Here is a 20,995-nt window from a genome sequence, read left to right as displayed (position 1 = left end):
TATTTCAAAAACTTCCTTCATCATGTATGAAACTTATCAGGACACACGACATCTCGTGTCAAAAACTCCTGCAAAATTTCTGACAAGCATTGCATTGTGCACATTAAATCCTAAATTCATATAATGTTTAATGCATTGACGATTAAATGGATAGGAAATGGCAAGTACGAAATTGCAAATAAGTATACTGTTGGTAATATTCATTTTCATTAGTTTTTTTGAGCAGACTTTGGCTCAAAAGCCACCTAAATGGATGATTGCGTTGGAGTCTTCCTGGGAGGGTCCACCAACAAAAATTGGCACAATAGCTAAAGACCCCATTCTCCAAAGCAGATCGTATTGGGATGGCTGGTCGGGCTGTTGGGACTATGATGGGATCAGTTCTACTTATGTAGCTAGGTCTCAAATATTTTCATATACTGGAATGGATATCATAGAAAATGGGATCGTTGTGGCTTCTGGTTGGGGAAATAGCTCTTTATTTACCGAAGTTTACCCAGCATTAAATAGAAAGGACAAAACTTCTGATTGGCCAATAAAGCTTCTAGAAACAAAAGGGATTGTCTTAGGTAAGGTAATCGGATATATTCCTAATAAAATTGGCAAGAATATAGAGGAAACTATTAGAGTGCCTATTACATTAATTGAAGCCGGAATAGATAAAGTTGCATTGTTTTCGCACGAAGGTGATGCATTCCATGTTTTTTGGTATTCAGGGCAATTACCGGAGGTTTTTACCAAATGTTTGGTTTCTTGGGATGATCTTGTGAAGCGAACCGAAGCAGCTATTAAAGCATGTGATTGTAATCCAGTTATTGATGAGTTATGGCCACATAATTGGGGAGCACCTACTCCGGGTGCAACAGATTTGCTAAAACGTTGCGATGATGTTTGGAGGAATAGAGTTGATACACTTACATATCTCGACGATATAGATTTGATAGCTGGAGCACTGCGCTACAAATTGAGAAGAAGTATCAGTCATAGAATGGGAACACAGCACGCGAATATGTATTCCACATACCAATCTATTCAGTGGCTAAGAAGAAGTTCAGGTAATATAGATGAGTCCTGGCATGGCAACATAGATGAATCATTATTCCTCTTGTTGAAAAAAGCATTAGAAAGAACGGATTTGAATCCGGCTGAGAAAATGTTAGCCTCTCTCTTAAAAGAAGCACTAAATAGGCAAAATCCTATAGGTTTAGCTATAAATCTAAGTGATGCATTTCTGAATACAATTCCAGAAATAAAGAATCTTAAACATTTTGGATGTAGTGAAATGGGTTTATTACCTATCCACCCAAGCTTTTCATGGCGCTTAACAAGGTCTGAGAATTCTAATTTACCACAATTTTGGGCTATTGAAGATATTGAAGATCTGACCAGTTGGAGATATACATATGATGGCCCTTGGTGTGTATCTAGAGAAGTGCTGACTGACCTTACGGAAAGTCCAGAATATAAAATTGAATATAAAGCATACTCCGAATGGAAATCTGAATTAACAAGACTAAAGAATGCCCTATTCTACGCTGAACAAACAACTGGCGGATGTAAATATCAAACGCTATACCATTCATCCACCAGGCAAGAAACTTATTCAACTTATGATGTCGTAACTACAAGAAGCTTTGCAGTTGGAAATGCTTGGGTATGTCCGAAAGAAGTCGAAGACGCCAAATTGGCCTTGGAGGCGCATTCTAACCAGAATATACTTGAACCAAGAGGATATTCCAGAAAATTTGAGAGCAATTGGTCAGGAAGAAGAAGAGATACTGAAATTAATTCAGACATCAAACTTACGATTGGTTCAGACACTATGCGATGGGTAATTAAGGGAAAGCTAGACCATAAGACTCATGAGAGAAGTTTAGGTTCACATACTTATGAATATTGGCCACGAATTAAAACGACATTTGAGGGAAAGATAGGAAAGGTAGATCCTATACTGCAAGCAAAACGTCCAAGCTCGAAATCGGATGCAGTGATAAATGAAGAGATTGCCCCATTTATTGGCACATGGCTGTGTAACGATTGGATTGTTCTTGTTACTTCAAGAAATGGTAAACCTATTATTAACGTTGCCTATGGTGAGGAATTTTATTGGTCTGATATTCACGAATATTGTGGAGAGACCAAAGCATCCAGATCCCCTGATGGCTCAATTAATTTCATTTTTTACTTTGCCTCTAGCATGAGGGGCGTGCGCGGAATATTGTCTGTCGTCAATAAGGATTCGCTCAGGTTCATTGTAAATGATCCCTATTCGGTCAATAATAATAAATATGACCACGATCTATTTTTAACTAAATCATTGACCCAGGATTTGCCATTTACTGAAGTTGTTACAATTAATAATAATTCAGATTTTCCTGCGGATAAAGGACCCAAGGAAGCCCTACGAACTAGAGGGTTGTTATTAGCTGCGCTTTTAAGCGAACGACCTGAAATCGTCCAAACTTATAGAGCTGACTTGAAGACCTATTTTGAAACAAAATATGGAAATAATAAGTTAGAGCTACTGAGAACGCTATATATTTTGGGTTATTCAGTTGATATCAACTCGTCAGAAACTATTCAATTATTGGAAGATTGGATGAATGCCTTTCAAGGGGGAGATATTTGGAAACCGGAATAGCTGATATTCATAATATTTGTAACGAGTTGAGACTCTTGAAGAACCACATTGAATGTTTCCCCTAGGTTGTGTCTCATAAACATTTCATTGAACTTTGGCGTCCGTGGTCATTGATCGCTTTGAGATTGACCTTTCACTTTCTTTTCCCTGCGAATCGATTTTCCAACCCTGCGAAAACCTTCCGACCCTTGCCCAACCGACCGGACTGCCCTATCTTCGCCGACAGCGCATGCAGGAACATTTGACACCGACGCCTTTTGATGCCACGGCCCGTGGCTACGACTTGGAATTCACCGAAACCCAGATCGGTCGGATGCAACGCGCTGTCACGCATCGGTATTTGCAGGAATTGATCCAAACCGCCAAGCCTCAGACGGCTTTGGAACTGAACTGCGGCACAGGTGAGGATGCGCTTTGGCTGGCGAATCAAGGTTTGCTCGTCACGGCCACCGACCTTTCCGCCGAAATGGTCGAAGCAACGACTCAAAAAGTCATCGGCAAGGGAATAAGGGTGCTGCAAACCGGCATCCAAGGGCTCGACCAAACCTTACCCTACGAACGCTACGACCTGATTTTGAGCAATTTCGGGGGATTCAATTGTTTGACAGCGGCCGAGATTCAAGCTTCGGCGGCGACGATTCGAAGGCTGCTCAAACCCGGCGGACATTTTGTGGCCGTGGTCATGGGGAAGTTTTGTGCTTGGGAATCGCTTTATTTTCTGGCGAAGCTGCAGCCTGCAAAGGCCTTCCGACGCTTCAAGCGTGGCCCCGTGAAGGCGCGACTTGCCGACGGCGTCTTTCAGGATACATATTATTATACACCTGCGAAATTCGATCGGCTCATGTCGGGTTCGCTGATCCCCGAACGAAGGTTGGCCGTCGGCGCCTACCTTCCCCCCTCCTACTTGGATCCGTTTTTTGCAAAACGCCCGAATTTATTGGTCAAAATGAACCGCTGGGAGACAAATGCCTATTCGAAGCGTTTTCCTGCCAAGTATTCCGATCATTTTTTGGTAGCTTTTCGGCGGAGATGAAAATACTGCTCTCACATGGCTACTTTTTGGCCGACGATCCCAAGGAACAGGCCATCATGCGGCCCTACCCTCCGTTGGGCATCCTCTACCTGAATGCTTATCTCAAGCGAAAAAGCCTTGATTCAGAGGTTTTTGACACGACATTCTCCTCCAAATCCGCCTTCAAGGAATATTTGTTGCAAGCACGGCCTTCCTTCCTCGGGTTGTACGTGAACCTGATGACCAAGCTTAACATCCTGGAAATCATCCGGTTTGTGCGCTCGGAGGAACGGCTGAAGCATACGCGCATCATCTTGGGCGGCCCCGAGGTCAAGCACCACGACGAGGCATTTTTGCGTGCTGGAGCGGATTTTATCGTTCTGGGCGAAGGCGAAACGACGCTGTATGACCTGCTCACCTCAGTGGATTCGGCCTTCAGTCCGTTTTTGGACACGATCGACGGCATCGCCTTCATCAACATGCGTGGCGAAATCGTGCGCACCAAGGAACGCGAAAAGATCAAGGACATCGACGTCTTGCCGATGCCCGACCGCAAAGCCATTGACCTGAACAAATATTTCGCCGCTTGGAAGGAACGCCATGGCTATTCGACGGCCTCCGTGAGCACGATGCGCGGTTGTCCCTACACCTGCAAATGGTGCAGCCGGGCCGTGTATGGCTTGAGTTACCGCCGCCGTTCGCCCAAATTGGTCGTCGAGGAATTGGCGTGGATGCAGCAAAACTATCAAGTGGATGGGTTTTGGTTTGTGGACGACGTCTTCACGATCAGCCACAAATGGTTGGCGGGATTCGCGGAGGAGCTGATGCTCAAGGGGATTGAGATTCGCTACGAATGCATCACCCGCGCCGACCGCATGAACGAGGAAGTGGTCGCACTCTTGGAACAAACCGGCTGTTTCCGCGTCTGGATCGGCGCCGAAAGCGGTTCGCAGCGCGTGATCGACCTCATGGACAGGCGGGTGCAGGTGACGCAGGTGCGCGACATGATCCACCTGAGCCAAGCCCACGGCATCGAAGCGGGTACATTCATCATGCTTGGCTACCCCGGCGAAACGGAGCAGGATATCGAAGACACGGTTCAGCACCTGATCAGCAGCGATCCTGATATTTTCACGATCACCGTCGCCTACCCGATCAAAGGCACGCCGATGTACGAGGAAGTCGAATCCCAAATGCTGGAAAAGCTGGATTGGGAAACGAGCACCGACCGCGATTTGGACTTTGTGCGGACCTTTCCGCGGGTGTACTACGACCATGCGGTGCGGTATGTGGTGAACAAGGTGAATGCGGCGAAGGCGAGGAAGAAGGGGAAATTGCTGGATTCCTGGAAACTGGGGGCGAAGGCTTGGGTTGCGAAGCGCAGGATGGGAAGTGTTGGAGGCGTGGGCCTCCGGCCCTAACGCCGATCGACAGCACGCCTCCGGCGGAATTTCAACTTTGCAATGGCAAACCTAGATATTAGTCAAATGCAATTCGCCGAAGTCTATCAATAGGACATCTCAATCCACGCCTCCCTTCTACTTAAAATTCCGCCGGAGGCGTGCGGTCGATAGCCCCGTCCCGAGGCTCGGGACGGGGCTATCGATATCAAAATTTGCATTTAGCCTTTATTGCTGGTATCTTTGCAAACATATTTAGCCAATATTCAGATTCATGAAAGCACCATACTGCCAAGAAGGAGGCATTTTCTTTGTGACATTGAAAGTTGCCGGCTGGACGGACATATTCATCCGCTCAGAATACCGTGATGAAATTGTATCGAACCTCAATTTTTGCCAAAGGGAAAAAGGGCTGCGTATTTTTTCCTTTTGCTTAATGACGAACCACCTACATTTGATAGCAGGTTGTGAAATGGGTTATCTCAACTCTGTTTTGACCAATTTCAAGAGTTTTACGGCCAAAAAACTGATGAAAATGGTTCGAGAGAATCCGAATGAAAGCCGAAGAGAATTCATTGAAGATCGACTGACCTTTCTTTCGCATGTTCGACAAAACGACGGAAGCTATCAATTTTGGGAAAGGGACAATCATCCCGTTCAAATCGAAACTGACCATTTCTATCTTCAAAAGGAACGCTATATTCATATGAATCCCGTGAGGGCAGGATTTGTACATCGGCCGGAAGATTGGTTGCACTCCTCCGCAAATCCAGAATGCCCGCTTCTGATTCAGCGTGGAGACTTCCTGATTGGCCAGTCATTTTAGGGGCGAGGGCTGACAAATGAGGCGTGGGACTCCGCCCCTAGTCGTTGGAGGCGTGGGCCTCCGGCCCTAACGCCGATCGACCGCACGCCTCCGGCGGAATTTCGACTTTGCAATGGCCCAATTAGATATCAGTCAAATGCAATTCGCCGAAGTCTGTCAGTAGGCAGTCTATATCCAAGCTTCTCTTCCACTTAAAATTCCGCCGGAGGCGTGCGGTCGATAGCCCTGTGGCCGGAGGCCACGGGCTCCACCAACTCCGCCACAACTGCCTGCCCTGCATCATTCAAATGGGCATCGTGCAGGTAGTACATCGACTGCCCGGCGGCTTCCCGCTCCTGCATCACCGGCAATAGATTCAAAATCTCCGCCTTGTCATCCACAATTGCGCGCAATTCCCGCAGAAACGGATATTCCTCGGTAGCCATGGCAGTCTGCTCTCCGAATTTGGCGCCCAACAATTCCAACCGATGGAGATAACGCGGATGGACCTGACTGCAATGCGGTATGACCATCAACACCACTTTACAATCGGCCTCCAAAGCAGCGTAGATGAACTCGCTCAACAAACCGCCGTACTTCACCATGTCAATTTCCCGGCCTTCCTTCAGCAAAACCTGATTTTCAACCATTCCCGGCTCCGCCTTCAGATACAACCGCTCACGTTCCGAATACTTGGCCGGATCAAATTCGCCTTCATCCACCTTTCCTTGCTGAAAATCAGGCAGCGCCACCGATCGTTTGAATTGTCCCAAGGCATAGTTGAACCAAGCCAAGGACCGGATTCGATTTGCCAACGCCCAATAAAGGTTCCTGAAAAATCCGATTTCTCCCCAATTGAGCGGGTAGCGAAGGTCAAAAAGATCGTTGCCCACATAGATTTGATAAATCAGCAGGTCAGGCTTGAAATCCGACAAACGGTTCTCCAACATGAGGTTCGCTTGCAGAATCGTGGTCCGGGAACTGCAGAATTGACAATTTGCCAGTCAGAATGTCGTTTTCGCAGCACGTCCACCCAGCTATTTGTCGCAGCAGAGAAGGAATCCCCCATGACCAGCACCCTTTTCTTCGGATTTACAGAAAATTCAACAGGATTCAGCGCATTCAGTTCCCGTTTGTAGGTATCAATCCATTGATTTCGGTAAAAAAGCTCCAGCAAGGCGATAAAAAGCAGCAACAAAATCGGCAACCATGCCAATTTTCGTAACCACTTTTTGAAAAATGCCTTCCTTTCGGGCTTCATTGCTGCAAGTTAAACAAATTCAATACCCTCCGATGGCTGCCAGATTCCAAAAATTTGAGAACAATCAGAAAACCTTTTTACCGGCTAATGGGTTGAAAAAATAGTTGATTGCATTGATTTATGTATTGTAATGTGGTCCGAATTACTAAATTGCAGGGTTTTCTTTCATAGTCCCGTACTATACAGAATCCTGAAATAAAAATCGATAAAATACTGATACGAAAATGTCCAAGATAGCTGAGTTGAATGAGACGGTGGAACTGAAGTTTGGGGAGAATACCATCTCCTTTCCTGTGGTTGTAGGCACCGAAAACGAAAAAGGGATTGACATCGGTCCATTGCGCGCCAAAACGGGCTACGTGACCTTGGATTCTGGTTACAAAAACACGGGTGCTTGCCAGAGCGGCATCACGTTTTTGGATGGTGAGCTCGGAATTTTGCATTACCGCGGCTACTCTATCGAAGAACTTGCTGAAAAAGCATCGTTCATCGAGGTAGCATATCTGCTGGTCAACGGCGAATTGCCCACAAAGGAGCAATTGCACGCTCACGAATTGGGCTTGAAGGCTCAAAATGCAATTCCAGAAGGAATGGGCGCCCTCATCAACGCCATGCCAAAGTCATTGCATCCGATGGCGATGCTGTCTGCATCCACCTTGGCACTCTCCGGCTGGTATCCTGCAAGCGACGACGACTTTACCCCAGAAAAAGTGGCCCGCACCATGGACCGCATCATGGGCAACTTCTCCGGCATCGCTGCCGCCATCTACCGCAAAGGTCGTGGCGAACAATTGTTGCAGCCTGACAACCGCCTCGACTACGTCGGCAGCTTCCTGCAGATGATGTACGGTAGCATGGGCAAGGAATACACCCCGGATCCGATCGTCAACGAAGCACTCAACACATTGTTGATCCTCCACGCCGACCACGAGCAAAACTGCTCTACCTCGACCGTGCGTATCGTCGGTTCCAGCCACGCCAACCTGTATGCCAGCATTGCAGCCGGTATCACCGCACTCTGGGGTCCGCTCCATGGCGGTGCCAATCAGGAAGTGATCGAAATGCTTGAGCAAATCAAAGCCGACGGCGGCGATACGGCCAAGTGGATCAACAAAGCAAAAGACAAAAACGACGACTTCCGCCTCATGGGCTTCGGTCACCGTGTGTACAAGAATTTTGACCCACGTGCCCGAATCATCAAAGTGGCATGTGACAAGATTCTCGGCAAATTGGGCATCAATGATCCTGTGCTCGAGATTGCAAAAGGCCTCGAAGAAGCCGCCCTCAGCGACGACTACTTCAAGGAGCGCAAATTGTACCCCAACGTGGACTTCTACAGCGGCATCATCTACCGCGCTTTGGGCATCCCAACCGAAATGTTCACGGTCATGTTTGCCCTCGGTCGTCTCCCAGGCTGGATGGCACAGTGGAAAGAAATGCGTGAAGGCGGCGAACCAATCGGTCGCCCACGTCAGATCTACACCGGCCACACCTCACGGCCTTTCGTCTCTATCGAAAACCGCTAAGAAAAGAAGTTTTTCTTTCAGGAAGGTCCCGCCGCAAGCGGGACTTTTCTTTTTGGGTGGAACCCAATCTCCCAAACCCAAGAAAGGGTCTGATCGCCATTCTGCTGTCGGAAGTTGCGCGCAAATGGTGGAACGCTTGCATTCATCCGACCCGAACCCTGCCGTTGTTTGAATGCGTCACCTTAGGCATTAAAGTGATCAATGTTATTCCCGGCATTGAGTATTGTCATTCAGTTGCTTACAGATCCTGTCGACGTTTGTTGGTGTTTTCAAAACGGAAGACTTTGTCATGGTAACAGCTGAAAAAAAATACACTTACGGGTTTGGGGAGATCGGGTCAAAGGACGTTGGATTGGTCGGGGGCAAAAATGCCTCCCTGGGAGAAATGTTCTCGAAACTTGGCGGGGCGCATATCCGTGTTCCGGATGGTTTTGTGCTGAGCGCCCAAGCATACCGCGATTTTGTCCAGGTAAACGGGCTTCAGCAGCAGCTCGATGCGGCCCTTGCCAAGCTTGATACGGTGGGTTATTCCAATCTTGCAGCGGTCGGTGCAGATTGTAGGGCGCTTCTGTTACAGTTTGAATTGCCTGAAGCTGTGCGTCAGGCGATCCGCGAGGGATTTCAGCGCATGGTCAGCGAATACGGTTCCGAGATATCTTTCGCAGTAAGGAGCAGCGCCACCGCCGAAGACCTGCCCACGGCAAGCTTCGCTGGACAACAGGAAACTTACCTCAATGTGCAAGGCGAAGATCTTTTGATCCGAGCTTGTCATCAATGTTTTGCCTCGCTCTACACGGATCGTGCCATCAAATACCGCATCGACAATGGGTTTGAACATGCAAAAGTGGCCCTTTCTGTGGGTGTCCAGCGCATGGTGCGCTCGGATCTCGGCTGCTCGGGCGTCATGTTCACGCTCGACCCGGACTCCGGTTTTGAAAATGTCGTGCTCATCTCGGGTTCGTATGGCTTGGGAGAAAACATTGTGCAGGGGAATGTAAATTCTGATGAATGGCTGGTTTTCAAGGAATTGGCAGGAGACGTAAACCGCCCGATCATTTCCCGGAAGCTTGGAAGCAAGGAATTGACCATGGTCTACACCCCTGTCGAAAGTTGGGATCTCAGGCGTCCTGAAAGCGCAATACAAAACATCGAAACGTCATTGGAAATGCGGCAGAAGTTCGTGCTACAAGACGACGAAATTCGCGATTTGGCACTCTGGGGGAAGGCCATCGAGCAGCACTATGGTTGCCACATGGACATCGAATGGGCCAAGGATGGCATCACGAATGAGTTTTTCATCGTTCAGGCAAGACCGGAAACCGTGCACAGCCAAAAAGGGAAGACGCGCTTGTACACCGAATATGAGCTGAAAACCAAAGGAAAAGTGCTCTGCAAAGGTGTCGGCCTCGGCAATCGCATCACAAGTGGAAAAGCGAGGATTCTGCAATCCCCGTCCGAAATCGACCTCTTGCAGGCCGACGAAATCTTGGTGACCTGCCGCACCGATCCAGATTGGGATCCCGTCTTGATGAAAGCAGCCGCCATTGTCACCGACCAAGGCGGGCCAACCTCCCATGCTGCCATTGTGGCCCGTGAGATGGGCGCGGTGGCTGTGGTGGGTACCGGCAATGCCACAAGCAGCATTCAGACCGGACAGTGGATCACAGTCAATGCGGCCGAGGGCGATTCGGGCTCGGTATTGGAAGGAAAACTCGAATGGACCGAGAAGACTACCGATATCAGCAATGTGAAGTTGCCCAGGACACAGCCGATGCTCATTTTGGGGCATCCCAGCAAAGCTTTCCAGTTCGCGCAATTGCCCAATGCGGGTGTCGGCTTGATGCGGATGGAGTTTATCATCAACAATGCGATTGGCATTCATCCGATGGCGTTGCATCACTTTGACAAACTCGAAGACCAAGCCGTGAAGTCCGAAATTGAGGCCAAAACACATGCCTATCCCGACAAAAAGGAGTTTTTTGTCCAGCGATTGGCAGAGGCAACAGCGGTGATCGCCGCGGCATTCTACCCCAAGGATGTGATCGTGCGCATGAGCGATTTCAAAAGCAACGAATACGCCAACCTATTGGGCGGCAAGCAGTTCGAGCCGAATGAGGAAAATCCGATGATCGGGTTCAGAGGGGCTTCGCGGTATTATCATCCGCTCTACCGGGAAGGATTCGAGATGGAATGCAAGGCGATGAAGGTGGTGCGCGAGGAAATGGGATTCACCAACGTGAAATTGATGATTCCATTTTGCCGCACGGTCGATGAGGCCCTGAAGGTCAATCAGATCATGGACGAGCAAGGCTTGCGGCGCGGAGAAAAGGGCTTGGAACGCTACATGATGGTGGAGATCCCGAGCAATGCGATCTTGGCAACGGAATTCGCCGAGCATTTCGACGGGTTTTCCATCGGTTCCAATGACCTGACACAGCTCACCTTGGGAGCAGACCGGGACTCGGAGTTGCTCAGCGAAATTTTCAGCCCGTTTGACCCCGCCGTGATGCGCCTCATCGAAATGGCGATCCAAAAAGCCCGAGCCGCCAACATCAAAATCGGTCTCTGCGGACAAGCACCCAGCGATTATCCGGCGTATGCCAAATTCCTTGTGCGTTGCGGGATCGACAGCATCTCGTTCAACGCCGATGCGCTGCTGAAAGGAATTGAAAATATCGCCTTGGCCGAATCGGAACTGCAGCCGGAAATCATACACCCAATGGATTGATCTATCATCAATTAGGTCCCAGAATAATAGGGATCAGCAACGATCGCTTCCTGTAAAGTGGCTCGGCGAGGTGCCCGGAATTTTAAGAAAAACGAGTCATGAAAGTTTGGCTTCTGAAGGAACCAAATTCACCGGTGTCTGAATTTCAAGCTACTTCTTCTTGAAACTGCCGATGTTCGTCGCTAAGGTAAACTGATGCGTCGGGCCGACGGCGTGGAAGCTTGCAAGGGAATAGTCGAAGCGGAACATCTTCACCTTGATGCCAACACCAAAGGAAAATCCGGCGATGCCGCCGCGGTTGGCGCTGCGGAGCTCTTGGCGACGCATGTGGTTGTAGCCGGCACGCAGGTTGAAACCTTTGGAAATCAAAAATTCTGCGCCGAAAACGGCGTGGCGGAACAAGTTGTCCACTACCGGAAACTTGGTTTCAATCGTGTCGCCGCTCAGGTCGATTTGCGGTGGCGCATCCTTGTCGTAGTAAATCAAGTTGGGTGTTTGCAAGTTGGTCGTTGTGAGGGAAAAACGCAGCGGCATGTGCTTCAGGCGTTGCGAAATGCCGATTTGAATCTCGAAGGGCAGCGGCGTATTCACCCCGTCCGGCGTTTCCCACTTCGTCAGATTGAATCCCATGTTCCGGAAGACCATTCCTGCTGTGAAAAGTCCGTTGTCGCTGACATAGGCGCCGCCGAGATCAAGGCCCATCGCAAAATGCGAACGGTAACGGCTCACGTTGGAGTTGATCAGTTTCAGATTGGTTCCGATGCGAAAACGATCGACTTGCCGCGCACCACCGACCACAAAGGCGAGGTCCGAAGCAGAGAAACGACCGGTTTGGTTGCCATAGACATCCGCTTCAACCATCTTTCCGTAGCTCAAAAACTGGATTCCTCCGTGGAAATTGCCGACATTCTCAAAGGAATGTGAGTACCCTGCGTAGCCATAAGTAATGTCGCTCAGGTAGTTAGCTACCGACATGGACACGGATTGATGCATCGAGTCGTTCGCAAGCGCCGGATTCATCAAGGCATAGTTCAGGTCATGGTCGTAGGTGGCAATGTTCACGCCTCCCAAGGATGAAATCCGGGCGGAAGGGCTCAGATTCAAGAAATCATAAACATGCCTGCCACCAATCTGGGCATTGACCAAAACAGGCAAGCAAGCGAGGAGTAAAAGCGACCATTTCTTCACGAGGCTAAAATAGGGAGGATTTGTCAAAGATGGGAATGCAAAAATGAAGGGATGAAGACGGCTTCTCCTTGTGTGAGCATGGGTGTGGACGCGAAAGTGCCCGCAGATTTGGTTAAAATGGAGTAAATGCTGATTCTGAATTCTATTTGGCTTCTATCAGTCGTTGTTCGAGCAGACGATCTTGAACCTCGTAGATCATATCCGACCACGAATCCTTGATTTCATCTCCTCCCAAGGAACAACGTTTTTGGGCGCTTTTTCTTGGCGCGCAAGCAAGTTTTGGTACCAAATCTGTTCCTCTTCAAATTCAATGGAATGGGGCATCCCAGAATCCTCAGCTCTTTCCAAAATCGCCTTGGCAATCAAAAGCTGCTCCTCAGCATCCAACTTCCATATCTCTTCCATCAACTTGTTTTATGATCTAATACGCGAAATTTTCTCCAAAAAGAGTGCCTGTAAACCAACCTCGTCCATTTTCAACGGGCATTCATTCAGTTTTTCCCTATCTTAGTGTCCGAATGACACTTATTCATTGAAATTATGTCCCAAAGCAGGGTCATCCTGGAAAATCTAAGCCCCGAAGTCGATGGCGGGCGGTTTTTGGTCAAACGCGTTGTCGGTGACCGATTTGTCGTGCAAGTCGACCTGTTTGGCGATGGCCATGACGTGGTCAACGGCCACCTCCTCTACCGCCATGGCGGCCAAGGCAACTGGAGCAGCGTACAGCTCATTCACCTCGTGAATGACCGCTGGGAAGCTGCATTCGACCTGGATCAAGTTGGCGAATACGAATACAAGGCCATGGGCTGGGTCGATCATGCCCTCAATTGGCAACACGAACTCGGTCGCAAGGTCGAAGGCGGGCAACACGTCAACGTCGAATTGCTCGATGGCATACAGCATCTGGACCATTTGCTCGGATTCGTAGAAGTCGCAGAAAAGGCGATTTTGGTCCAATGGAAGGCTTTGTTTGCCGATTCTGAAAGCTATGAAGCGGCAGTCACCGCAGCCTTGTCCGACGAATTGCATGCGCTTTTCCTTCAATACCCCAAGCAAGCTTGGCCGGTGGAATACCCTGTGCGCAAGCTCTGGGTAGACCGTCAAAAAGCCGAATTCAGCGCTTGGTACGAGCTTTTTCCAAGGTCAGCTTCGCGCGAACCGGGTCAGCATGGCACATTTAAAGATGTGCAAAAGCTGCTGCCGCGCTTGCAGGAGTTCGGTTTTGACGTGCTGTATTTGCCGCCGATTCATCCGATTGGGCGCGGTTTCCGGAAGGGGAAAAACAATTCATTGACTGCCGGCCCCGACGAACCCGGCTCCTGCTGGGGCGTGGGCGCAAGCGAAGGCGGGCATACGGACATCCTGCCCGCGCTGGGAACGCTGGAAGATTTCAAAGCCCTGATCGCTGATGCTGAAGCCCATGGGCTTGAAATGGCGATGGACATCGCGTTTCAGTGCGCGCCGGAGCATCCTTGGGTCAAGGAACATCCGCAATGGTTCAAGTGGCGCCCCGACGGCAGCGTGCAATACGCCGAAAATCCGCCGAAAAAGTATCAGGACATCCTTCCGATTTACTTCGAGACCGAGGACTGGAAAAACCTCTGGGACGCGCTTTGGGGCGTGATTCATTATTGGATGCAGCAAGGAGTCCGCATTTTCCGCATCGACAATCCGCATACCAAGCCCTACCGTTTCTGGGAATGGGTGATTGCGGAGGCGCACAAAGTCGATCCGGGCGTGATTTTTCTGTCGGAAGCATTTACCCGGCCCAAGGTCATGCACGAATTGGCCAAGGCCGGATTTTCGCAGTCCTACTCCTATTATACATGGCGGGTAAGCAAACGCGAGCTCACCGATTACCTCACCGAACTCACACAAGGCCCGGGCAAGGAGTATTTTCGCGCGAATTTTTGGCCGAATACGCCCGACATTTTGCCTTGGCACCTGCAAAACGGCAACGAGGCCATTTACTTGGTGCGCTATTTCATGGCGGCAACAATGTCAAGCAATTACGGCATGTACGGACCTGTCTATGAATATCTTGTGCATGAGGCCGTGCCGGGTCGCGAGGAATATTGGGATTCGGAGAAATACGAAATCCGCAATTGGGATTGGGAAAAACGCAACCGCCTGACGTATGTGATGACCAAGGTGAATGCAGCGCGCAAAGCCAATCCCGCGTTTCACCGCATGCACAACCTGCAATTTTGCAGCATTGAAAATGAGCACATTATCGCGTATTGCAAACACGATGCGGCCACGGGAAATACCCTGTTGATGGTCGTAAGCCTGGATCCGCATTATGTGCAATCGGGTTGGGTGCAAGTCCCGCTGAATCTCATCGGATTACGTCCCGGGCAAGCTTTTCAGGCCCACGACCTGCTCACTGGCAACACTTACCGCTGGGATCAAGAGTGGAATTACGTCGAATTGAATCCCCATGCACTCCCCTTTCATTTGTTTCAACTGAAATCACTCACTCAAAATGGTAGATCTGAAAACCACCCACAGCTGGAGCAGCTTCCTGGAAGACAGCCGATTGCGGAAGCACTTGGTGGATAAAGTCCTGCCGGACTTCCTGATGACGCGCCGCTGGTTTGGAGCCAAAAGCGCCAACATCAAAAAACATGAGATCGAAATTCACCTGAAGTATTCCTTCGGTGGTGAATTGGTGCATTTGCTCATGATCGAGGTCACGTTTCAGACTTCGAATTCGGATACCTATTTGCTCCCGTTGAGTTTCAGGATGCGCGAGGACTTCGAGCCCGAAGGCCTGATCGCCAACCTCGATGTCAACGGCAACAAAGGCTGGCTCGTGGATGCTTTGCATGTTCCAGTGATTCGGGAAGGGCTTTTTCGCAATGTGCAGGAGAACCTCAAACTCGACGTTGGCGCAGGCACCTTGGATATGGAACGCGGTAGTGCGCTCACTTGGAAACCCGGCGAAGAATTGGTTTCCAGGCTGTTGAATGCCGAGCAAAGCAATTCGACCATCGTCTTCAACGACAAATATTACCTCAAGATTTACCGCAAACTCTACCGCGGCCTTAATCCAGACTTTGAGGTGAGCCGCTTTCTCTCAGAAAAACAGGTTTCCACAATACTCCCGCCTATTGCGGATCGGTGACGTGGAACAAACCCGGCTTCTACAAAGTCACCCTCGGCCTGATGCAGTTGAAGGTTGACAATCAGGGAGATGCGTGGCCGTATTTTCTGGGGCGTGTCGAAGCCTATTTTCGCAGGTTGCAAGCTTCAGGATTGGCCGCGACCGACCTTGCCAAAGTCCCGCTTTACAAGCCGCTGAATGCAAGCAAGTTGCCTGAGCCTTACCCGGCCTTGATCGGCGAGGACACCATTCAGGCCTTGCAATTGCTGGCAAAACGTACCGTCGAACTGCATTTGGCCTTGTTTTTGGATCGCAGTGACACGGCTTTTACGCCGATCCCCTACTCCGAAGACTACAAGGTTTGGTTGCTGAACCGCATTTTGTACATGCTCGACCACCGCATCACGACGATGGAAAGCGTGATGCCCAACCTTTCCCCGCAGGCGCGGGTCTATGCCGAAGAATTCCTTGCCCGCAAGGTCGAAGTCAAAAACCGCATTCTCAGTTTTGACGAATCCCATTTGAACAGTTCGCGGATTCGTATCCACGGCGACTTTCACTTGGGGCAGATCCTGCGTACCGAAGAAGACTTCTATTTCCTTGATTTTGAAGGCGAACCGGAAGCAACGATCCGTGACCGCAAGGTCAAACATTCGCCGCTCAAGGATGTCGCAGGGTTGATCCGTTCGTTTCATTATGCAGTTTTTGCCACCATTTTTGGGGACCACAACTTCAAAATGTCTGAAGAAAATCTGGCCGAAGCCGGCGGCAGGTACTACCGTGCGATTGTCGCCGTGTTCCTTGATACTTATTTGAATACCGCATTCGACAACGGACTCAACATCGGCTATTATCAGGAAATCGATTTCCTCTTGCGTTACCACATCTTTGAAAAGGCGATTTATGAGCTCGGTTACGAGCTCAACAGCCGCCCGGATTGGGTGATTATTCCGCTCAAAGGTCTCAACCAAATTTTGAACAATGACTGATTCGAATCGCCCCAACGTCTTGGCGCATAGCCTCTTCAGTGACGAAGACATCGCGCTTTTCAGGACTGGAAAGCACTACGACCTTCATTTGAAGCTGGGCAGCCACTTGATCGAGGTCGATGGTCAAAAAGGCGTTCAATTTGCCGTTTGGGCACCGAATGCGGAACGGGTCACCGTCATCGGAAATTTCAATTTCTGGTTGGCACATGAGCATCCGCTGTATCCACGGTGGGATGGGTCTGGTATTTGGGAAGGATTTATTCCTGGAATCGGGAACGGCGAAGCCTACAAATACCACATTCTCAGCAAAGTAGATGGCCAACAACATGAAAAAGCCGATCCATTCGCCTACTACTGGGAAATTCCGCCAAGGACAGCGAGCGTGGTCTGGGACATTCAGCATGAATGGAACGACCAACATTGGATGCAAACCCGCAGTCAAGCCAATGCGCTGAACCGCCCGTTTTCGGTGTATGAGGTGCATTTGGCAAGTTGGAAACGCAAAGTCGAGGAAGGCATGCGCTCCTTGACCTACGCGGAATTGGCGGCGGAATTGGTGCCCTACGTCAAGGAAATGGGCTTCACGCACGTGGAATTCATGCCGGTGATGGAGCATCCGTTTGGCGGATCTTGGGGCTATCAGGGATTGGGCTATTTTGCGCCCACCTCACGATTTGGGACTCCGCAAGACTATATGCACTTGGTCGAAGCCTTTCACAATGAAGGGATTGGCGTGATTTTGGACTGGGTACCGAGCCATTTTCCGGGTGATGCCCATGGGCTTTACCGATTCGACGGCACAGCCTTGTACGAGCACGAGGACCCGCGCAAAGGTTTCCATCCCGACTGGAAAAGCTATATTTTCAATTACGGGCGGAATGAGGTGCGTTCGTTTTTGATCAGTTCGGCGATTTTTTGGTTGGGCAACTACCATGCCGACGGCATCCGCGTCGATGCGGTGGCTTCCATGCTTTACCTCGATTATTCCAGGAATGCCGGCGAATGGATTCCCAATCAATATGGCGGCCGCGAAAACCTGGAAGCCGTTTCGTTGCTGCGGGAATTGAACGAAGCTGTCTATGCCCGATTCCCTGACATTCAAATGATTGCAGAGGAAAGTACCTCTTGGCCGCTGGTTTCCCGTCCGACATTTCTCGGTGGATTGGGCTTTGGCATGAAATGGATGATGGGCTGGATGAATGACACCCTGGAATATTTCAAGCACGATCCGATTTACCGCAAATACCACCAAAACGAACTCACACAGAGCCTGACGTACGCCTTCACCGAAAATTTCATGTTGCCCCTCTCCCACGACGAGGTCGTTCATGGAAAAGGGCCGCTGATCGGGCGCATGCCGGGCGACGAATGGCAACGCTTCGCCAATCTGCGCCTGCTTTACGGCTGGATGTACACGCATCCCGGGACAAAATTGCTGTTCATGGGCTCCGAAATCGGCCAAACAAGCGAATGGGTGGCGGATGACAGCCTGCATTGGGATTTGCTGCAACACGCCCCGCACCAAGGTGTGAGCCGCTGGGTCAAAGCGCTCAACACCTTGTACAGCAGCGCACCTGCAATGTATGAACGCGGATTCGAGAGCGAAGGAATGTTGTGGATCGACCATGCCGACCATGAAAACAGCGTCTTGGCATTCATCAGGCGTGGGTTGAACGAAAAGGACGACCTGTTGGTAGTCATCAATCTCACGCCAAGACCCCACGACAAATACCGCATCGGTATTCATGCCGCTGGCGAATGGAACTTGGCTTTGAACAGTGACGATTCGAAGTTTTTTGGATCGAATTACAGCATTCTCGTGAGTGCCAAAAGCAAACCGATTCCATCCCACGGGCATCCGCAGTCGCTCGAACTCAATTTGCCGCCTTTGGGCATCATCATTTACCGTCGCAACGCATGAAATACATCTGCATCCACGGCCATTTTTATCAGCCGCCCCGCGAAAATGCCTGGCTAGAGCAGATTGAGGTACAGGAATCCGCCCGGCCTTGGCATGACTGGAATGAGCGTATTACCGACGAATGTTACGGTCCCAACGCGGTTTCCCGCATTCTGAATGAAAAAGGGCGCATCGTCGACATCCGGAACAACTACGCCAAGATGAGCTTCAATTTCGGGCCAACCTTGCTGAGCTGGATGGAGCAAAAGCGGCCGGACATTTATCAAGCGATATTGGACGCCGACAAACAAAGTCAGAAGCATTTTGGTGGCCACGGTTCGGCGATGGCGCAGGTTTACAACCACATGATCATGCCCCTCGCCAACCGCCGCGACAAGGAAACGCAGGTGAATTGGGGCTTGCAAGACTTCGAAAGACGCTTTGGAAGGCCCGCCAAAGGCATGTGGCTCGCAGAAACCGCAGTGGATACAGAAACCTTGGAAGTGCTTGCTGAACAGGGGATTGAATTCACCGTTTTGGCACCGAGACAGGGCAAACATTTCCGCAAAATCGGAACCAAAACCTGGACACTGGGTATTGAAACGCAGCGTCCCTACCTGTGTCGCCTACCTTCTGGAAAGACCATTTACTTGTTTTTCTACGATGGCGACCGTTCCCAAATGGTGGCTTTTGGCGGCATTTTGCAGGATGGAAAACGCTTTGCTGAGAGCCTTTTGAATGGGTTTGACCCGGATTTGAAAGACCCGCAACTCGTGCATATTGCGACCGATGGCGAAACTTTTGGTCATCATCACCGCAACGGCGACATGGCATTGGCCTTTGCGATGAACTATATTGAAACGCATTCGAAGGTCAAACTCACCAATTATGCCCAATTCCTGAGCCTCGCGGAAGTCGAATATGAGGTCGAAATCGTCGAAAACAGTTCGTGGAGTTGCGAGCACGGCGTCGAGCGTTGGCGCAGCAATTGCGGTTGCAATACCGGCGGTCAGGCGGGTTGGACGCAGGAATGGCGGAAGCCGCTGCGCGAGGCTTTGGATTGGCTCCGCAATCAGTTTGCCGCGATTTACGAAGTCGAAATGGCGCATTACCATCCCAACTGCTGGGCCTTGCGCAATGAATATGTCAAAGTTCCTTTGAAACGCAGTATTCAGCGGGCGAAGGCCTTTTTGCGCGCCTACGTGCCGGGCGAACACTCGGCAAAAGCCAAAACGCATATTCTGGGACTGCTTGAAATGCAACGGCAATCCCTGTACATGTTCACGAGTTGCGGCTGGTTTTTTGACGAAATCTCAGGCATCGAACCGGTCCAAATTCTGCAATATGCCAACCGCGGGATTCAATTGGCTGAATTCTACTTTGGTGTGGATCTCGAAACCGAATTTTTGCGACAATTGGAGGCTGCCCCGAGCAACATGCCGCAATTTGCCAATGCCCGTGAAGTTTACGCGCAATACGTCTCCCCTGCCCGCTTGAATCTTACGCAAGTCGGGATGCACTATGCCTTGCGTTCGATTTTCAGTGAGGATGGCGAAAAGCAGGAGGTGCTCAACTACGAATGCGAAAGCGAGGAATTTGAACGCTACAATGCTGGTACACAGCGCCTCGCGCTCGGCGTTACACGCGTGCGCTCGAAGGTGACGTTGTACGAGGAAACGTTCAGCTTCGTGGTTTTGTACCTTGGGCAACACCATGTGATCGGGCATACCTTCGGAGAATGGGCCACGGAACAATACCGCGAATTTGCAGCACATCTCAAAAAGGCATTCGATCGCAGCAACCTCAGCGCCGTCATCGAATTGCTGCATACCATCCCCAATCAGCGCACGTTTGCCTTTTTTGACATGTTCAAAGACGAGCAATTCAACCTGCTGAATGCGATTTTGAAGGAAGAATTGACGCAGGCGAGCATTTCTTACCAGAAAATCAACAACCGCAATTACAACCTGATGAATGTGATGCGCGATTCGGGGCTTGAAGTTCCGGAAATCCTGCGTCGCAATTTGGAGCAGGTGTTGAACAGCGACTTGGAAGCACTTTTTGAGGACTCGGATCGCCGCATTTCCATTCGCAAACTCAAAAACCGCGTTCAGGAACTGGAAAAATGGAATATTCAGATCGATGTTGAGAAATTCCGGTACAAGGCAGGGCACCGTTTGCGCAGATTGGCAGAGAGCATTCCTTCCCGCACCAACCGCGAAGAGGCGCTCGTCAACATTCGGCAGGTGCTCGAAGTGATTCGCCCGATCGGCATCGAACCCGACCTTTCCAAATTGCAAGAGATTGTGTTCAAACGCATCCGTGGGCTGAAAACCAACGAATTGGATGGACCATTTCATAAATCACTCGCCCAACTCGGTGAGATCATCCAAATGGATGTTCAAAGCATTTTGGTGAAGGAGCGGGTTTAGGGAGGCG

Annotated in this window: 14 protein-coding genes; 11 read left to right on the top strand and 3 right to left on the bottom strand. The window is 50.1% G+C overall.

Going from position 1 to position 20,995, the window contains the following annotated elements:
• Positions 1-157: 157 nt before the first annotated feature.
• From IPN95_18075 to IPN95_18060, 4 genes are all read left to right on the top strand, one after another.
• Complete coding sequence (locus IPN95_18075; protein MBK9451278.1) at positions 158-2,641, top strand: hypothetical protein; 2,484 nt, start codon at positions 158-160, stop codon at positions 2,639-2,641.
• Between the two features lie 103 nt (positions 2,642-2,744).
• Entirely contained in the window at positions 2,745-3,674 is a 930-nt protein-coding gene (locus IPN95_18070; protein MBK9451277.1) for a methyltransferase domain-containing protein, read from the top strand.
• A complete protein-coding gene (locus IPN95_18065; protein MBK9451276.1) occupies positions 3,671-5,074 on the top strand; it encodes a B12-binding domain-containing radical SAM protein in 1,404 nt (467 codons plus the stop codon). Before IPN95_18070 ends, IPN95_18065 begins: the two co-directional genes overlap by 4 nt.
• Before the next feature lie 253 nt (positions 5,075-5,327).
• Positions 5,328-5,879 (top strand): transposase, encoded by a 552-nt coding sequence (locus IPN95_18060; protein ID MBK9451275.1) that lies wholly within the window; start codon positions 5,328-5,330, stop codon positions 5,877-5,879.
• Between the two features lie 191 nt (positions 5,880-6,070).
• On the opposite strand, the gene IPN95_18055 is transcribed toward IPN95_18060, so the two are convergent.
• Both IPN95_18055 and IPN95_18050 read right to left on the bottom strand, forming a co-directional pair.
• The gene (locus IPN95_18055) at positions 6,071-6,808 is read right to left on the bottom strand and encodes a hypothetical protein (protein MBK9451274.1); all 738 of its coding nucleotides are present in this window, start codon (positions 6,806-6,808) and stop codon (positions 6,071-6,073) included.
• Positions 6,766-7,119: a hypothetical protein gene (locus tag IPN95_18050; protein ID MBK9451273.1), complete on the bottom strand. Its 354-nt coding sequence runs from the start codon at positions 7,117-7,119 to the stop codon at positions 6,766-6,768. Before IPN95_18050 ends, IPN95_18055 begins: the two co-directional genes overlap by 43 nt.
• A 224-nt stretch (positions 7,120-7,343) precedes the next feature.
• On the opposite strand from IPN95_18050, the gene IPN95_18045 reads away from it, so the two are divergent.
• On the top strand, positions 7,344-8,645 hold the full coding sequence (locus IPN95_18045; GenBank protein ID MBK9451272.1) for a citrate synthase: 1,302 nt from the start codon (positions 7,344-7,346) through the stop codon (positions 8,643-8,645).
• Positions 8,646-8,934: 289 nt separating this feature from the next.
• Positions 8,935-11,373 carry a phosphoenolpyruvate synthase gene (gene ppsA, locus IPN95_18040; GenBank protein ID MBK9451271.1) on the top strand — a complete coding sequence of 813 codons (2,439 nt, stop codon included), beginning with the start codon at positions 8,935-8,937 and terminating at the stop codon, positions 11,371-11,373.
• Between the two features lie 150 nt (positions 11,374-11,523).
• Here ppsA and porQ read toward each other — a convergent pair whose 3' ends face one another.
• Complete coding sequence (gene porQ / locus IPN95_18035; protein ID MBK9451270.1) at positions 11,524-12,561, bottom strand: type IX secretion system protein PorQ; 1,038 nt, start codon at positions 12,559-12,561, stop codon at positions 11,524-11,526.
• A 540-nt stretch (positions 12,562-13,101) separates the two neighbouring features.
• Between porQ and IPN95_18030 the strand changes: the two genes are divergently transcribed.
• The 5 genes from IPN95_18030 to IPN95_18010 are packed head-to-tail and all read left to right on the top strand — an operon-like array spanning position 13,102 to position 20,988.
• Positions 13,102-15,123: an alpha-1,4-glucan--maltose-1-phosphate maltosyltransferase gene (locus IPN95_18030; GenBank protein MBK9451269.1), complete on the top strand. Its 2,022-nt coding sequence runs from the start codon at positions 13,102-13,104 to the stop codon at positions 15,121-15,123.
• Positions 15,047-15,688, top strand: coding sequence for a hypothetical protein (locus IPN95_18025; GenBank protein MBK9451268.1), 642 nt, complete (start codon positions 15,047-15,049; stop codon positions 15,686-15,688). Before IPN95_18030 ends, IPN95_18025 begins: the two co-directional genes overlap by 77 nt.
• Entirely contained in the window at positions 15,685-16,656 is a 972-nt protein-coding gene (locus IPN95_18020) for a hypothetical protein (GenBank protein MBK9451267.1), read from the top strand. Before IPN95_18025 ends, IPN95_18020 begins: the two co-directional genes overlap by 4 nt.
• The gene (gene glgB / locus IPN95_18015) at positions 16,649-18,577 is read left to right on the top strand and encodes a 1,4-alpha-glucan branching protein GlgB (GenBank protein MBK9451266.1); all 1,929 of its coding nucleotides are present in this window, start codon (positions 16,649-16,651) and stop codon (positions 18,575-18,577) included. The genes IPN95_18020 and glgB overlap by 8 nt, the downstream gene beginning before the upstream one ends.
• Entirely contained in the window at positions 18,574-20,988 is a 2,415-nt protein-coding gene (locus IPN95_18010) for a DUF3536 domain-containing protein (protein ID MBK9451265.1), read from the top strand. The genes glgB and IPN95_18010 overlap by 4 nt, the downstream gene beginning before the upstream one ends.
• Positions 20,989-20,995 lie beyond the last annotated feature (7 nt).

It is taken from the genome of Bacteroidota bacterium, from assembly GCA_016718825.1.
In the GTDB taxonomy this organism is placed as follows: Bacteria; Bacteroidota; Bacteroidia; order J057; family JADKCL01; genus JADKCL01.
The sequence above is the reverse complement of the archived record's forward strand: the minus strand, read 5'-3'. Positions and strand labels throughout refer to the sequence as shown.

What these genes read in the sequence shown, in the direction of transcription:
- IPN95_18075 (MBK9451278.1), top strand. Translation starts at nt 158, where the DNA reads ATGGCAAGTACGAAATTGCAAATAAGTATACTGTTGGTAATATTCATT.
- IPN95_18065 (MBK9451276.1), top strand. Translation starts at nt 3,671, where the DNA reads ATGAAAATACTGCTCTCACATGGCTACTTTTTGGCCGACGATCCCAAG.
- IPN95_18060 (MBK9451275.1), top strand. Translation starts at nt 5,328, where the DNA reads ATGAAAGCACCATACTGCCAAGAAGGAGGCATTTTCTTTGTGACATTG.
- IPN95_18055 (MBK9451274.1), bottom strand. Translation starts at nt 6,808, where the DNA reads ATGTTGGAGAACCGTTTGTCGGATTTCAAGCCTGACCTGCTGATTTAT.
- IPN95_18050 (MBK9451273.1), bottom strand. Translation starts at nt 7,119, where the DNA reads ATGAAGCCCGAAAGGAAGGCATTTTTCAAAAAGTGGTTACGAAAATTG.
- IPN95_18045 (MBK9451272.1), top strand. Translation starts at nt 7,344, where the DNA reads ATGTCCAAGATAGCTGAGTTGAATGAGACGGTGGAACTGAAGTTTGGG.
- ppsA (MBK9451271.1), top strand. Translation starts at nt 8,935, where the DNA reads ATGGTAACAGCTGAAAAAAAATACACTTACGGGTTTGGGGAGATCGGG.
- IPN95_18030 (MBK9451269.1), top strand. Translation starts at nt 13,102, where the DNA reads ATGTCCCAAAGCAGGGTCATCCTGGAAAATCTAAGCCCCGAAGTCGAT.
- IPN95_18025 (MBK9451268.1), top strand. Translation starts at nt 15,047, where the DNA reads ATGGTAGATCTGAAAACCACCCACAGCTGGAGCAGCTTCCTGGAAGAC.
- glgB (MBK9451266.1), top strand. Translation starts at nt 16,649, where the DNA reads ATGACTGATTCGAATCGCCCCAACGTCTTGGCGCATAGCCTCTTCAGT.
- IPN95_18010 (MBK9451265.1), top strand. Translation starts at nt 18,574, where the DNA reads ATGAAATACATCTGCATCCACGGCCATTTTTATCAGCCGCCCCGCGAA.